The 13,948-nt window shown below is 70.5% G+C and carries 11 protein-coding genes; 4 read left to right on the top strand and 7 right to left on the bottom strand.

The window, feature by feature from the left end; all coding sequences use genetic code 11:
* Positions 1-71: 71 nt before the first annotated feature.
* Together WME96_RS41445 and WME96_RS41440 are read left to right on the top strand one after the other, a co-directional pair.
* The gene (locus WME96_RS41445; RefSeq protein WP_437287055.1) at positions 72-1,589 is read left to right on the top strand and encodes a multicopper oxidase family protein; all 1,518 of its coding nucleotides are present in this window, start codon (positions 72-74) and stop codon (positions 1,587-1,589) included.
* Entirely contained in the window at positions 1,586-2,017 is a 432-nt protein-coding gene (locus WME96_RS41440; RefSeq protein WP_437287054.1) for a multicopper oxidase domain-containing protein, read from the top strand. Before WME96_RS41445 ends, WME96_RS41440 begins: the two co-directional genes overlap by 4 nt.
* Positions 2,018-2,039: 22 nt before the next feature.
* Here WME96_RS41440 and WME96_RS41435 read toward each other — a convergent pair whose 3' ends face one another.
* From WME96_RS41435 to WME96_RS41420, 4 genes are all read right to left on the bottom strand, one after another.
* Complete coding sequence (locus WME96_RS41435; RefSeq protein ID WP_437287053.1) at positions 2,040-3,533, bottom strand: OmpP1/FadL family transporter; 1,494 nt, start codon at positions 3,531-3,533, stop codon at positions 2,040-2,042.
* Between the two features lie 29 nt (positions 3,534-3,562).
* A complete protein-coding gene (locus WME96_RS41430; RefSeq protein ID WP_437287052.1) occupies positions 3,563-5,389 on the bottom strand; it encodes an acetyltransferase in 1,827 nt (608 codons plus the stop codon).
* A gap of 2 nt (positions 5,390-5,391) precedes the next feature.
* Positions 5,392-7,341, bottom strand: coding sequence for a hypothetical protein (locus WME96_RS41425; RefSeq protein ID WP_437287051.1), 1,950 nt, complete (start codon positions 7,339-7,341; stop codon positions 5,392-5,394).
* Positions 7,342-7,548: 207 nt separating this feature from the next.
* Positions 7,549-8,889, bottom strand: coding sequence for a ketopantoate reductase family protein (locus WME96_RS41420; RefSeq protein WP_437287050.1), 1,341 nt, complete (start codon positions 8,887-8,889; stop codon positions 7,549-7,551).
* A gap of 192 nt (positions 8,890-9,081) precedes the next feature.
* On the opposite strand from WME96_RS41420, the gene WME96_RS41415 reads away from it, so the two are divergent.
* Positions 9,082-10,254 carry an AAA family ATPase gene (locus WME96_RS41415; protein WP_437287049.1) on the top strand — a complete coding sequence of 391 codons (1,173 nt, stop codon included), beginning with the start codon at positions 9,082-9,084 and terminating at the stop codon, positions 10,252-10,254.
* Positions 10,251-11,084: a hypothetical protein gene (locus tag WME96_RS41410; protein ID WP_437287048.1), complete on the top strand. Its 834-nt coding sequence runs from the start codon at positions 10,251-10,253 to the stop codon at positions 11,082-11,084. The genes WME96_RS41415 and WME96_RS41410 overlap by 4 nt, the downstream gene beginning before the upstream one ends.
* Before the next feature lie 359 nt (positions 11,085-11,443).
* Here WME96_RS41410 and WME96_RS41405 read toward each other — a convergent pair whose 3' ends face one another.
* The 3 genes from WME96_RS41405 to WME96_RS41395 all read right to left on the bottom strand — a co-directional run bounded on the left by WME96_RS41405 (position 11,444) and on the right by WME96_RS41395 (position 13,941).
* Positions 11,444-12,394, bottom strand: a complete 951-nt coding sequence (locus tag WME96_RS41405; RefSeq protein ID WP_437287047.1) for a diacylglycerol/lipid kinase family protein — start codon at positions 12,392-12,394, stop codon at positions 11,444-11,446.
* Between the two features lie 114 nt (positions 12,395-12,508).
* On the bottom strand, positions 12,509-12,859 hold the full coding sequence (locus tag WME96_RS41400; RefSeq protein WP_437287046.1) for a hypothetical protein: 351 nt from the start codon (positions 12,857-12,859) through the stop codon (positions 12,509-12,511).
* 53 nt (positions 12,860-12,912) lie between these two features.
* The gene (locus WME96_RS41395; RefSeq protein ID WP_437287045.1) at positions 12,913-13,941 is read right to left on the bottom strand and encodes a YihY/virulence factor BrkB family protein; all 1,029 of its coding nucleotides are present in this window, start codon (positions 13,939-13,941) and stop codon (positions 12,913-12,915) included.
* Between the last annotated feature and the right edge of the window lie 7 nt (positions 13,942-13,948).

Below are 13,948 nucleotides of genomic sequence, written 5' to 3'. Positions count from 1 at the left end.
CAGGGGTGACCGTCTTCGGCCATCGCGCTCGGGCGCGGCTCGATAGCGTGGCTCCTGGAGGAGAAAGGCCGATGGTACGAGACGCTTCGCCTGCGCTCGCGCGCGCAGGATCGCTCGGTGCGCTGGTCCTGTTGACGGCGGTGATCGCGGGCTGCGGGGGAGGGGAAGAGGCCGGCGCGACGCCGGAGACGACGACGATATACGAGGATCCCCCCGAGCTGCAGCCGGGGGAAGACGGGGCGTTCGAGCTGCGCTTCGGCCCGAGCGCTGTCGAGATCGGCGGGCGGCGGTTCTGCCTCCGCGCCTACAACGGCATGACGAGCGGGCCCACGATCCGCGTCCCCCGGGGCGAGGATCGCCGGGTCCACGTGACCCTCCACAACGAGTTCACGCGGAGCGACTTCCGCGAGATCGCGAGCATGATGGGGCACGGGGCGAGGTCGTGTCACGACTTCAACCTGACGAACCTCCACGGGCACGGGCTGCACGTGCAGCCGAACTTCGCGACCGACGATCCGGCGGACCCGTGCGAGGGCGACGGCTGCGCCCCGGGAGGACGGTACTTCGGGGATCACGTGCTCCACGAGGTGGGGCCGGGGGAGAGCGCCCGGTACCGCTGGGACCTCGACGAGGACGGGATCCATCACGAGGGGACCGACTGGTACCACCCGCACATCCACGGCTCGACGGCCATCCAGGTCATGGACGGCGCCGCCGGGGCGCTCATCATCGAGGGGGCGCTCGACGAGCTTCCCGGCATCGCCAGGGCCAGAGAGCGGGTCATGGTCATGACGCAGGTGCCCATCGATCACGAGAACACGGTGCCGTTGAGCGAGGGAGAGGAGTGCACCGAGGACAACCTGTCGGTGACCGACTTCCTCGCTGTCGAGACGCTCCGGGCCACGCTGATCAACGGCAAGCTCAGGCCGCGGATCGTGACGCCGCCCGGGCAGGTGGAGCGCTGGCGCATGGTGTACGCCGGCAGCCCGGACGAGATGGGGATGAAGCTGCACGTCGCGAAGGACGCGGCGTGCTCCGACTTCGACAAGGCGCCCATCGAGACGACCCAGATCGCGCGCGACGGCGTGACGCTGCCGCAGTTCTACCGGAGCGACACGGTGTGGGTGTCACCGGGGTACCGCGCCGACGTGATGGTGAAGATGCCGGAGCAGGAGCAGACGCTCTGCCTTGTCGGGCGCCGGCCGAACGATCTCCTGGGGAGCGTCATCGCGATCGTCGACGTGAGCAGGAGCGCGGGTGAGCCGACCGAGGTGAACCTGCCCAGCGAGGCGGACGTGGCCGCGCTCGCGCCGCCGACCTCGTGGACCGGGATGGTCGACGGGCAGGAGACCGAGGTGAGCTGCGATTCGGTCAAGACCGTGCATCAGAAGGTGGTGCTGCTGGTGCCCACGCCGGGGTCACAGCCGCCCGATCTCGGCTCGGACGTGGCGCTCATGTCGTGCGATCCCGAGCCCACCCGCACGAGATCGATCCGGACGCGCCGGTGTGCCTCTGTCCGGATCCGAACATCAGCTGTCGCAAGTTCGACGACCGGCGGCTCCGGGGCTACCGGAGCGACCGTGTCATGACGGCGGGCAGCGCGGAGCGGTGGGAGATCCGCGCGTTCGACGGCCACCCGTTCCACATCCACATCAACCCTTTCCTTGTGTGCCCCAACAAATCGAACAAGGAGCCCAACTTCCCCCACTGGCGGGACACGATGTGGGTCCAGCTCGAGGACGGGCCGCGCGACGTGCTCATGAATCCGCGGAAGTTCACGGGGCAGTTCGTGCTGCACTGCCACAAGCTGAACCACGAGGACGAGGGGATGATGGAGCTCGTGGAGATCTGCGATCCGGGCGATGAAGAGTGCCTGTGTCTGGGGACGGACGCGGACGGCGCGTGCATCTCGCAGGCGGGGTGCAAGCCGGACGATCTCCAGTGCCAGTTCGCGAAGGCGGCGACGGACGCGTACCCGGCGCCGCCGGCGCCGGATCTCGAGTTGTGCGGGCCGTGATCTCCCGGCGCTGGAACCCTGCTCAGAAACCGACCTTGAGGTGCCCGCCCACGGTCGTGAGCAGCAGCGTATACTCCCCGTTGCCGAGGTCGTAGTCCGACGCGGTCACCGTCCGCGGCAAGATGCCCTGTACGCGGACGTCGGCCGAGAGCGACACGCGATCGCTCACCGTGTAGACGCCGCCGACGTCGCCGATCAGCCGGTGATTGTCGGGCGACGCCACGTCGATCGTGCTGTCCGGCGAGGCGGGCGACTGATACCCGACCGACGCTGTCGCGAGCAGCGCCTCGCTCAGCTTGTACTTGGCGCCGGCCTCCACCCACACGGTATCATTCCACTTGCGCGGCAACGTCACGGCCACGCGGTCGCCGATCCCGAGCTTCGGCTGGGCGAGGTCCGGTGAGGAGGCCTCGACGACGAACGCCTCGATGTCCGAATAGAGCACGTACGACAGGAGGCCATCGATGCTGAGCTTGTCGTTCACGCGGTAGCCGACGCCCGCGGTGAGGCGCTTCGGGAGCGTGAACGAGAGCTCCGCGTCGCCCTCGACCAGGGGCTTGTACCGCAGGCCCTGCTCGGCCAGGTCCTGCGTGAAGAACGGGTGGTTCATGTCGATGGCGAACTTGCCCTTGTACCGCATCGCGGCGCTGTGCTGGTACGTGAGGCCGAAGCGGAGATCCTTGTTCGGGTTGAAGGCGAGCCCGACGTGGAACGAGGCGCCGTGCGATATCGCCTGCTTGAGCGAGATGGGGCGCGCCAGGACGTCGAGCTCGCGCAGCTCGGACGGCGTGGTCGGGCCGAAGTCGTTGTCCTGCTTGAGGTAGGCGAGGCCGTCGCGGAACTCCTTCATGCTGGCGAAGTCCTGCACCTTCGACAGCTCCGCGATGCCGCCGACGTACGAGACGCCGGCGCCGAGCGAGAGCTGCTCGGTCAGCTTGAGCCCGGCGGCCAGCGTGAGCGAGGTCGAGACGATGAACGCCTGCTGGAGCTGCCAGCGCTGCGGGCCGTCCGGGAAGCTGAGCGCCGCGGCGTAGGGGACGTACAGGCCGACGCCCAAGGTGAGGCGGTTCGGGATCGTCGGGAAGGCGAAGAAGGCGTTGCCTGTCGGCGCGATCGGCGTGGTCGCGACCTCCTCGGCAGGGCCGGTCCTGGTGGCGTCGACGTTCGCTGGATCGAGCGGGAGCTTGAACTGCAGGGTGTCCGGCGTCTGGTACGTGCCGCGCCGCTCGCGCGTGTAGGTCGCGCGGCCGACGATGAGCCCCGCGCCGAGCAGGAGCTCCGGCCGCTCGACCCCGGCGAGCTCGGCCGGGTTCCAGAACACGGCGGCGGCGTCGGCCGTCGTGGGGCCCGAGAGGCCGCTCGTCACCCACGGCGCGTCGATGCCCGAGGCGCGCGCGTCGCCCGCCGTCCAGCAGACGAGGCCTGTCGCGAGCGCGAGCGCGGCGAGCTCACGTCCTCTCGGTCGACACGCACGGGCACGGGCACGGGGCCGCGGGGCGGGCAGGGCTCCTGACATGAGAAGGGTCCTCACAGGGGGTGATCCGGCTAGTTCAGCCGGGTGAGGGTGAGCGAGAGGCGATGGGCGCTCGGCTTGTCGCCGATCCTGATCTCGTAGCGGCGCCCCTCGTCGTCCTCGAAGTACAGCGCGTCTCCCGGCGCGACCTCCACCTTCTCGTGGAGCGCGTCGCCGTCGATCTCCTCGGTCGTCGACACCTTCTTCGTGAGCTCGGGGTCGGCGAAGAAGCCCGGATGCGCGTACGCGTACTCGCGCACGCGCGCGCCCTCGGCGTCCTTGCGGATGTCGTCGGGCGCGACGAAGTAGAGGTAATCCCGCTGGCCGGCGACGCCGCTCTCGGTGCTCGGCTGGTACAGGTAGAAGTCCGCGTCGCCGGCGGAGTTGTCGTTGAGCTCGATCGCCATGTCCTTGAGGACCGCGGGATCGCTCGAGAGGTTCTCCTTGATGCTCGCGACGAGATCGTCGGTCTTCACGCCGACCGGGACGTCGCGGAGGGTCACCTCGATGTCGGCCTCCCCCTCGGCGAGGCCGCCGTCGTGGAGCCGCGCCTGGGCCACCTCGAGGAGGATGTCCCAGAAATACGACGCCGGCGGCGGCGGCTCCTCGAGGACGACGCTCTCATCGACGCTGATCTCGGTCCAGGCGGCGCCGTCGACGCAGACCTTCACGGGCTGGTAGTCGCTCGTGGAGGTGCCCTGGGGCCCGTAGCTGGAGCAGTGGTCCTCGAGCTGCGCTGCCCTGAGCTCGCCGGCGCGCGCCAGGATGTGCTCGAACTCCCAGAGCGGCTGTTCCCACACGGGCGAGTCGCCGCGCGGCGCGGGCTCCTTGTTCGTGCCGCCGGGCAGGTGCATCGGGCTCTCGGGGATGGCGAGGGTCAGCTCGCCGATGCTGAGATTCCTCGACAGGTTGTCCAGCACGAGCCAGTCCGGCTCGCTGAAGTCGAAGAGGGTGTCTATCTGGCCGGGCGTGCTGTTGACGCTCGCGACGTCGGCCGCCGTCGCGTCGACGCCCTTGTACGGAAGGGCGTTGACGTCGACCTTGACCGTCATCGTGAAGTCGTCGAGCGCCGCCTTCACCCCCGAGGCAGCCTTGATGAAGCCGGGGTGCTTCGCGCCGTCCGGGTCGTCCGGATCGAGCGGCGCCGGGCCGAACTGCCCGGCGAGGCCGGCGAAGTCGGTGACGACGTCGTGCAGGGTGACGGGGATGGAGTGGGGCGCGACCGGGTACACGCCGTCCGGGTGCTCGTCGGTCGGCGGCCCTCGCCGCGTCTTCGTGTTCGGGTGCGTGCTGACGAGGTTTTCCAGGACGGCCTGCGCGGTGAGCTCGACGGGGATGATCCGCTCGTTGCCGGCCGCGCCCACGAGGTCGGAGAGGATCTTCGAGGTCGGGATCCCGACGGCGTTGCCGACGCCGAGCAGGCCCTCGAGGCTCGTGCCGCGGAGGTCGGCGTTCTCCGGCGTCATGTTGAGGAGGCCGACGAGGTTCTGCGCCGCCGGAGGGAGCGCGGCGATCTCCGCGGGGGGCATGTACATGACCTTGAGCAGCGCGTTCTCGATGAGCGTCGAGATGTCGAGATCGAGCAGCCAGATCCCCTCGAGCGTGGGCCGCGGGAGCGCCCTGAGCTCCTCGAGCGTGAGCGTCTTGGCGAAGCCCCGCGCGTCGAACCGCAGGAACTCGAGCGTGAGGGTGCGGCTCTCGTTCACGCCGAGCGCCGCCGGGGGCGGCGGCTGCTCCACCGTGACGGCGTCGACGCAGGCGGGCAGCGCAGAGCAGAGCGCGGCGGCGGCCAGGAGGCCGAGCCGGGAGAGCCGGCGGCCGGCGGGGGCGGCGGGGCGGGTACGGTCTCGCGCGTCCATGATCAGAGCCTCTTCACGTCGGCGGTGATCTCCACCGGATCGCTTGTGTCAGGCACGTGGAAGCGGACCTCGTAGACGGCGGCCTCGTCGTCCTGCATGTACAGCGTGGTGTCGCCCGGCGGCAGCCGGTATTTCTCGTGCGTCGTGTCGGCGAGGCCGTCGAGGTCCGTCTTCGAGACCTTGCTCCCCTCGTCGAGATCGGGGCTCGTGAAGAACCCGGGCTTGTCGTAGGTGTACGCGCGCGGGGCGTCCGCGCCTTGATCCGGGGGCCGGAGATCGCCCTCGGCGACGAAATACAGGTAGGGAGCGCCGCCCGGCTCGCTGCGGCTGTAGAAGAAGTCGAGCACGTCGTTGTTGACCCAGTACCGGCCCAGGATGATCTCGGCGATCTGCTTGGCCTGGCCCTGCAGCGTCTCGCGGAGCCCGGCGATGACCTGCTCGCCGGTGAGGCCGATGCTGACGCCCTGGAGCGCGAAGACCGGCTGGGCGTCGCCCTCCATGATGTCCGGCATGCCCTCGCCGGTCGGGTCGTGGATGGCCGCCTGCCCGACCTCGGTGAGCAGCTCCCAGAGGAACTGCGGCGCGGGGACCTTCGGCGGCGTACTGCCGATGTTGGCGCTGAAGACGGACCAACCGGGTGGGTCGCCGTCCTGACCGATGTTCACGCCTACCTGGCACCCGTCGAGCTGGAAGTAACACCCCACGAAGGGCACGCGTTCGCCGTACGTGAGGTAGGCCGCGGTGCCCACGATGCTCTCGAGCAGGAACGGAGGGACGGTCCACACGGTATCCGTGCCGACCGACATGTCGGGATGATTGGCCTTGCAGGCAGGCGTCTCGATGCACGCTGGCACGCGGCTGGGCAGCTCGCGCAGCTCGATTCGCATGTCCACGGTCGGGTTCTGCGCGATGCCGGTGATCTGGAGCTTCTCCTCATCGTTGAAGTCGAACCGGAGAGGCGCATCGCCCTCGCGAAGGAACATGTCGCCGCCCCCCCTCGACAGATCGAGCCCGGAGACCCTGCGCAGGCCGGACTCGGCGACGACGCGCATCGAGAAGTCGGGCTGGATCACGTCGCTCTTCGTCGTGAACGACTCATCGTCACGGCGGAGCACGCCGGGATGAGCGCCGGCCGGGCCGAGCTTCTCGTCGAGCGACTCGAGGTCGTGCATGGCCTCGTAGAGTGTGATTGGCATCCTCACGCCCCCCGGATCGGAGATGGCCGGATGCGTGGCGAGCAGTTGCTGCTGAAGCGCGAGGATGAGCTTGTCGATCGGCACGAACGGCGCCGTCCGGTTGGTGCGCGTGGCCGTCGGAGCCGGCTGGACCGCCAGATCGAGGGTGATGCTGTCGGCGAGGACGTCGGCGAAATCGAACTGGAAGGTGTCGGGGTTCTGCTTGAAGATCCGCTGCAAGCCTTCGAGAGACGTCCCGGTCACATTGGCATTGGCGGGCGTCATGCTGAGCAAGCGGACCAGCGCGAACTCCGGCGAGGTCTGCCACGGCTCCGGGAATGTCCTGCCGAGATCGGTGAGCATGCAGTTGTGCTGAGGATCCGTGCGGTCATCCCGCCACGAGGGCCCGCACGCGTCCTGGATCTTCTCGAGCGCGCTCCGGAGCAGCCCGGTCGTGTCGACGTCGAGGACGGTGATCTGCTTCGCGCCGTCCTCGCCGAAGACCTGCAGCGCCTTCTGCCTGTCGAGCTGGAGCACGACCGCCGGCGTCTCGGCGTCGTCGATGCGCATGCGGAACCGGTTCGGCTCCTCGATGACGGGGCTGCCGCCGGCGCCGTCCTCGCCGCCGCCCCCGCCGCCGGCGGCCCCGCTGCCGCCCCCACCGCCGCCGTCGCCGCACGCGGCGAGCGTGGCGAGCGCGGCGAGGAGCAGGAGGGGAACACGGCCGCGGCGCGAGGCGCCGCGCCGGGAGGAGAGTGCGAGCGGGGAGTGCGTCATGCGAGGGCTCCTCATCGAGGGACCTTCTCGAGATCCACGGGAAGAGACGCCCGATGCTACCGAACTTCGACGCGCGGGCGCGACAAAGAGTGCGCGCCGCGACGCCGCGGAGCGCTCGATCCCGCGCCGCCGTCAAAGAAGGCCAGGACAATTGTCGGTGAAGCCAGGTGTCCTGGCGTGTTTTCCGTCGCCGGTGCGCGAAGCGCGCTAGACGTCCTCGCGATCGCTCCGGGCGTCCGTTGCTGTCGCGGACGGCTCGTGCGGCGCGGCCGCCTGCGCGTCGACGACGGCCGCGGAAGGCGCGTGCGGGGCGGCCGCCTGGGTGTCGGCTGGCGCTGCGGACGGCTCGTGCGGCGCGGCCGCGGGCGGCGGCCGGGTGGACGGCGCGGCCGCGGGCGGCGGCCGGGTGGACGGCGCGCCCGCGGACGGCGGCGCGCCCGCGAGCTCGCGCGTCCGGTCGAACAGCGCGCGCAGCAGCGAGAGGCTCGGCTTGCGCTGGCGCGCCGCGATCGCGAGCACCTCCTCGCGGACCGCGGCGTTGATGGGCGTGGCGATGTCGAGCGCCGCGCCGCGCGTGACGACCTCGCCGTTCAGGAAGTCGACGGCGGGCGGGCGGCCGCGCTCGATGGCCGCGAGCATCGACGAGCGCATGCGGCGGTAGCGCGCGCCGACCGCGAGGATCAGCGCGTGCTTCGCGAAGAGCCCGGGCGAGCCCACGGCGGAGCGCTCGGCGTCCGTGAGCGCGACCCAGTCGAGGTCGAGCGTCCCCGCCACCTTCTCGAGGCGCACGCCGGCCGCGCGCGAGACCTGGACGGTCTCGGTCATGACCTCCAGCGCGAGGCGGCGGACGAAGCGATGCCGGAGGAGCGCGCCGAGGCGGTCGCCCCCGACGGTGCCGAGCGACGAGATGGCGCAGTTGATGGCGAGCTTCGACCAGCGCGCGCCGGCGAGGTTGTCCGTCACGGTCGTCGGGCCGATCGCCTCGAGGATGCGCGCGAGCTCGTGGAGGCGCGGGTCGCTCGCGCCGTCGAGCCGGCCGAGGACGAAGCCGCCGCTCGAGGTGCGGTCGTACACGCCGGGCTCCACCATGGAGGCGCCCCACGCGATGACGCCGCCGAAGGTGCGCTCCGGGCCCGCGATGCGGGCGACGCGCTCCTCGCAGAGGCCGTTCTGGAGGCAGATCATCGCGCCCGTCGGGGCGAGGTGCGCGACCACGCTGCGCGCCGCCTCCTCGACCTGCGGCGGCTGCGTGGCGAGCAGGACGTAGTCGAACGGCCGGGTGTCCGGGCCGAGCTCGCGCACCGCGCGGCCGCGCACCGTGCCGGGGCTCGCCTCGCCGCGCACCCGGAAGCCGACGGCGTTGATGGCGTCTGCGATGATCGGGTTCGTCGTGAACGCGGTGACGTCGTGCCCCTGCTCGACCAGGTGCGCGGCGATGATGCCGCCGATCCCGCCGCACCCGACGACCAGCAGCCGCGGGGCCGATGCGCCGCGCGCCCCGGAGGAGCTCGGGGCAGCCTCGCCCGCTGAAGAATCGATGAAGCTCATGCGAGATCCCTTACCACCGCTACGGCGCGGGCTCGACGGGCTCGAGGGGCGCGCCAGCACGGGGCAGGGGGGTCGGACACAACGATCGGGGAGATGGCGCCGCCGAGCGTGATGACGGGGCGCGTCGAACCGCGCCACCGCTGCCGGCGCTCGCGCTGGTGATGTCCCGCCGACCGGCGTACATACTACGCCATGTCGACGGAGCGATCAGCGCCCGGCCTGCGGCTCACGAGGCTGGACGTCCGTAACTTTCGCGGCATCGACGAGATCAGCCTCGATCTGCGCGACGCGCGGGGGACGGCGCTCGACCTCATCGTGCTCGCAGGGGCCAACGGCTCTGGCAAGACGGCGCTGATGGAAGCGATCCTCCTGCTGCTGCACCGGCCGGACCTGCTGCCGCGGGATGCCGCGCCCCTCCGAGAGCAGATCCGTTTCGGGGCCGAGGCCCTGGAGCTCCGGGGAGAGTTTCGCTTCCCGGACCGCAACGATGCCGTGGACTTCTATACCGTGCTGCGCGTCGACCACGATACACCTGCCCGGTCGGGAAACTTTCTCAGCGCTCGCGGCCTCGAGCCGCAGGAGACCCTCCCGGGCTACGGCTGGAGCGAGCATGCTCGGCTCGACGTGAACGTGGAGTACTTCTCCGCCCGGCGTGAGCCCGAGGCGCTCGGCGAGGTGGTCAGTCCGGGCGCCGCGCGCTCGGACGTCGAGGCGCACCGGCTACGCGAGCTGAAGAGGCGCTTGATCAGCGCCTACTACCGCGATCTGCGCGCTCAGGCGAGGCGCGGCAAGCCTGTCACAGAACCGCCCGCCAACGGGGGCGCGCGAGCCGCACCGGGCGATGGCCCCTTCGCCCGCTTGCAGCGCCTGTGGGAGCGCTTCAACGGTGCCGGGCAGACGCTCGACGTGATCCCGGTGAGCAACGATCCCGGCTCGGGCGACGAGGTGATACTCCGGGACGACCGTCCCGTCCCCGAGGACGTGACCAGCATCGAGATGGCGCGCCGGCTCGCCTCGGTCCGCCCCGATATTCCGCGCATGGTGCCGCTGGATCGCCTGAGCTCCGGCCAGGTGGCCTTGTTCGCGTTCGCCGGCCCGCTCGTCTTCCGGGACGCGCCGACGGACGTGCTGCTGATCGATGAGCCCGAGCAGCACCTGCACGTCCAGTGGCAGCGCCTGCTGCTACCCGCCTTGCGCGAGCTCTCCCCGACGACGCAGATCATCGTCGCGACGCACTCGGAGGCCATCTTGGACTCGGCTTTGAGCTTCGAGCGCTTCATCCTCGTCGAGGACGAGGATCCGCGGGCGCAGCTCGATGACGGCGGGGACGATGACGACATGCCCGCGGCGGTACCGCCCTCATGAAGACCACGCTGCGCGACCTGTATCGGGGTCCGCTCACCGTCTGGGTCGAGGATCCGGTCACGCACGCTGTCCTCACAGATGTGTGGAGTGATCCGCAGATCAACGTGCTCGTCGGCAATGGCAAACCGGGCGTGACGCATATGGTCACCTCGAGCCCGCGCGGGCCGCATGTCTACGGGGTGGTGGACCGTGACTTCGACGATGACAACATATCTGGCTGGGCCTCGCCGGGCTGCCGTGTTCTCCGGCTTCCGGCGCACGAGATCGAGAACCTGCTCCTCGACTTCGACATCCTGGCTGCGCTTTCCGGCAGCGAGTCAGCCGCTCGTATCTTGAAGGTCGCTCATGATCATGCGCAGAAGATGCATTTCTGGATGGTCTGCTGCCGCGTGCTCTGGAATATGCAGCGAGACCTGGGCAAAGGCTTCCCCGAGCGTCCCAGAGACCCCACGGGGATGCAGAGCCTCGAAGAGGTGAAGCGACACCTCGATACGAGCGACTACTGGTCTGAGCACGGCGCTGCGTGGCAGCGCTGGAGCCATGGCGGCGTGCGCTCCCAGATGCTCGAGGCCGCTCGCAGCGACTTCCAGAACCACCTCGATGGCGACGAGTGGATCCGCTCGTTCTCGGGTAAGGAGATATTCCGCTTCCTCCGGTCGAAGGTCCCCGGTCTCGATCGCACCCCGGCGCGACCTCCGCAGCCGAAATCATCCGACCGAGACCTGAACCTGGCCAAGGAGGTCGCTCGCAAGATGCGGGAGCTAGGCAGTATCCCCCCTGCGTTCGTCGAGCTTCGGCAGGTGCTGCGGAACAAGGCGGGCCTCGCCTGAGGACATTTCTGGACGGATGCCGTGGCGGCGCGTTGCGCGACCAGAACGCATCGTGGTCGACGGCGAGCCGGCTCGTCCGCAACCACAATGCGTTCTGGTGCGGTCCGACGGAAGTCCTCGGAAGCTCAAGAACTTTTCGAACGACGTGAGGTGGTTCACGGGAGTGCGTGCGCTCAGCTCACGCCGGGTCGGCGAGGAACCCCTCGCCGTCGAGCTTCTCGAGGGTGTCACCGGGGCGCTTCAGCGCGAGGCGCAGCGCCGCGCCCCGGCGCTCCGCGGCAGCGGCGCGCGGTGAGATCGCGGCGCCACCGGCTCGGCCAACCGGTCCTCCTTCCGCGCCGCCTCCACCCGCCGCGCCCTCAGTCGGCCGGCGCCAGCACCTCGATCGCCTTCGGCTCCATCGTCACCGTGATCGGCAGCCGCCCGAGCGGCTCGCCGTCGACGTCGAGCAGGAACGCGTCCTCGACGTCGCGGTTCAGGAGCGTGAGCTCGATGCGATCGCACTGGAAGTGGCGGACGTCCGGGTGGCGGATGTGCGCGCCCGTGTACATGCCGGTCGACACGGCGGCGAAGCGGACGTGGGGCGCGCCGCCCAGGTCGATGACGTCGAACACGCCGTCGTCGGCCCGCGCCATCGGCGCGACCTGCATGCCGGCGCCGAAGAAGCGGCCGTTGCAGATCGCCACCGTGCGCGTCGCGAGCTCCTCCTCGCGCCGCTCGCCGCGCAGCGTCGCCACGCAGCGCACCCGGCCGACGCGGCTGCGGACGAGGCCCCGGAGCGAGGCCATCGTGTACGCCAGCGAGTTGCCGAGCACCCTCGTCGTCTCGCTGACGATCTGATCCACGAGGCCGCTCATCCCCGCGGAGAGCACGTTGACGAAGAACGCCTCGGCCTGCCGCCCGTCGTGCGTCTCGTACGAGAAGCGGCCCACGTCCATCGGGCGCGCGCTGCCGCTCGCGATCGCCGTGCAGTACCGGTCGAGCCGGTGGCTCAGCTTCAGCGTCCTGCAGAGATCGCCGCCGGTCCCCGCGCCGATGATCCCGAGCCGGGTGCCTGTCGCCCCCCGGTCCCGCGCCTGCATCAGGCCGTTCACCACCTCGTTCACGCTGCCGTCGCCGCCCACCGCGACGACCGTCTCGCGCCCGCCGAGCGCCGCCTCGCGCGCGAGGTCCACCGCGTGCCGCGGACGCTCGGTGTGCACGACGTCGAACTCGCCGAGGACGCGCCGGATGGGCGTCTGCATCCCGTCGAAGAGCTTGCCCGTCTTTCCGCCGCTGGAGCGGGGATTCACGATGAGGAGGGGGCGCATGCGGGCTCCGATGCTAGATGCCGCAGGCCGCCCAGGGCGAGGTGTTTTTGTGGCGCTGCCCGCGCCGCCGCCGTCAACGCCGCCCGGCGCGCCGATCCGCGCCGCCGCCCTCGGTCACGGCTGCTTCGTGCAACCGCAGCCGCAGTCGTCGCTGAAGTAGCTCCACCCCGGCTCGCACACGAAGCGGATCCGCGCGCACGCGTCCTGGCTCTGCCCGACGTACTTCATGAGCGGCCCGTCGACGCAGCCCGGCGCGCCGCCCGTGCCCGGCGCGCCGCCGGCCCCGGTCGGCTCGCCGGCGCCTCCTGCGTCCTCCTGGCGCTGCACGTCCACCGCCTCCGCGCCCTTGCCGGTGTCGATCGGCGGAGGCGCCATGGGCGCGCCGCTCTGGGAGCCCTGGCAGCCCGCGGCGAGCGAGCCGCACAGCACGAGCAGCGATGTGGACAGGGTGAGTCTGTGCGGCATGGAGGCGTCCTCGCGATCAGGTTCAACGGAGCTCCGGGGACAGGCAGCGTCGGCTACGCCCTCCCGCCATGGAGCCCCGAGTGGTTCGAGCGGATCGGGTGGGGCAGCGCGATTTCGCCGCCCGCGCTCTTCTCGCCGCCGCCGCCGCCGCGCGCAGGGCGCGGGGCGCCGGCCGGGAGCGCGGCGCCCTCGATCTGCTCCTTCTCGGTCTTCGGCACATCCGCGCCGGTGTCGTCGGCGTCCTTGGCGCCGGTGCGCTTCCCGTCGGGCGAGCGGTGCTCGATGATGGCGTTGATCTCGGCCCCGAGGAGCACCGCCATCGAGGAGATCCACATCCAGAGGAGCAGGATGATGACGCCGCCCAGCGCGCCGTAGCTCACCTCGTAGCTGCCGAAGCGGCCGACGTAGAACGAGAATCCCAGGGACGCGATGGCCCAGATCACGACCGCCACGATCGAGCCGGGGGTGATGAACCTGAACTTCTGCTCGACGTCGGGGAGCACGTAATAGAGCGTCGCCAGGACGCCCATCACGATGAACGCCGAGACAGGCACGCGCAGCCAGAGGATCAGCGTCCCCAGCGGGCCGAGGTGCTCGGCGATGGCCGGCGTGGCGACCGCGAGCGCCGAGGCGATCGTCAGCAGGACGGCGCCGCCGAGGGTGACCAGGAGGGCGATCCCGCGGCGCTTGAGGAACGACCGGCTGTCCTCGACGCCGTAGGCCGAGTTGAGCGCGTCCATCAGCGCGATGACGCCGCCCGAGGCGGCCCAGACCGCGCCGAGCGCGCCGACGGTCAGGAGCGCCGGGCTCTGGCCCTCGGTCAGCGCGTGGAGCCGCTCGCCGAGGATGTTCGCCACCGCCGGCGGGGCGACCCGGTAGAGCTCGCCGACCATCCGCGCCGCTTCCACCGGATCGATGACCAGGCCGGCGAGGGCGATCGCGAAGAGCAGGAAAGGGAATATCGCGAGGACGCCGAAGAAGGTCAGCGCAGCAGCGACGGTGTCGACCTTGTCCTTGACCCATTCCTGCTTGATGTCGTTCAGAAAGTCCTTCCAGGGGATCTCTTTTCCGGGCAGGTGCATAGCGGAC

The sequence above is a fragment of the Sorangium sp. So ce406 genome (assembly GCF_051474675.1).
GTDB classification, from domain to species: Bacteria; Myxococcota_A; Polyangia; order Polyangiales; family Polyangiaceae; genus Sorangium; species Sorangium cellulosum_G.
The sequence above is the reverse complement of the archived record's forward strand: the minus strand, read 5'-3'. Positions and strand labels throughout refer to the sequence as shown.

Coding starts and splice junctions, on each gene's coding strand:
- WME96_RS41420 (WP_437287050.1), bottom strand. CDS start 8,889: ATGAGCTTCATCGATTCTTCAGCGGGCGAGGCTGCCCCGAGCTCCTCC.
- WME96_RS41425 (WP_437287051.1), bottom strand. CDS start 7,341: ATGACGCACTCCCCGCTCGCACTCTCCTCCCGGCGCGGCGCCTCGCGC.
- WME96_RS41395 (WP_437287045.1), bottom strand. CDS start 13,941: ATGCACCTGCCCGGAAAAGAGATCCCCTGGAAGGACTTTCTGAACGAC.
- WME96_RS41410 (WP_437287048.1), top strand. CDS start 10,251: ATGAAGACCACGCTGCGCGACCTGTATCGGGGTCCGCTCACCGTCTGG.
- WME96_RS41435 (WP_437287053.1), bottom strand. CDS start 3,533: ATGTCAGGAGCCCTGCCCGCCCCGCGGCCCCGTGCCCGTGCCCGTGCG.
- WME96_RS41445 (WP_437287055.1), top strand. CDS start 72: ATGGTACGAGACGCTTCGCCTGCGCTCGCGCGCGCAGGATCGCTCGGT.
- WME96_RS41415 (WP_437287049.1), top strand. CDS start 9,082: ATGTCGACGGAGCGATCAGCGCCCGGCCTGCGGCTCACGAGGCTGGAC.
- WME96_RS41440 (WP_437287054.1), top strand. CDS start 1,586: ATGACGGCGGGCAGCGCGGAGCGGTGGGAGATCCGCGCGTTCGACGGC.
- WME96_RS41400 (WP_437287046.1), bottom strand. CDS start 12,859: ATGCCGCACAGACTCACCCTGTCCACATCGCTGCTCGTGCTGTGCGGC.
- WME96_RS41430 (WP_437287052.1), bottom strand. CDS start 5,389: ATGGACGCGCGAGACCGTACCCGCCCCGCCGCCCCCGCCGGCCGCCGG.
- WME96_RS41405 (WP_437287047.1), bottom strand. CDS start 12,394: ATGCGCCCCCTCCTCATCGTGAATCCCCGCTCCAGCGGCGGAAAGACG.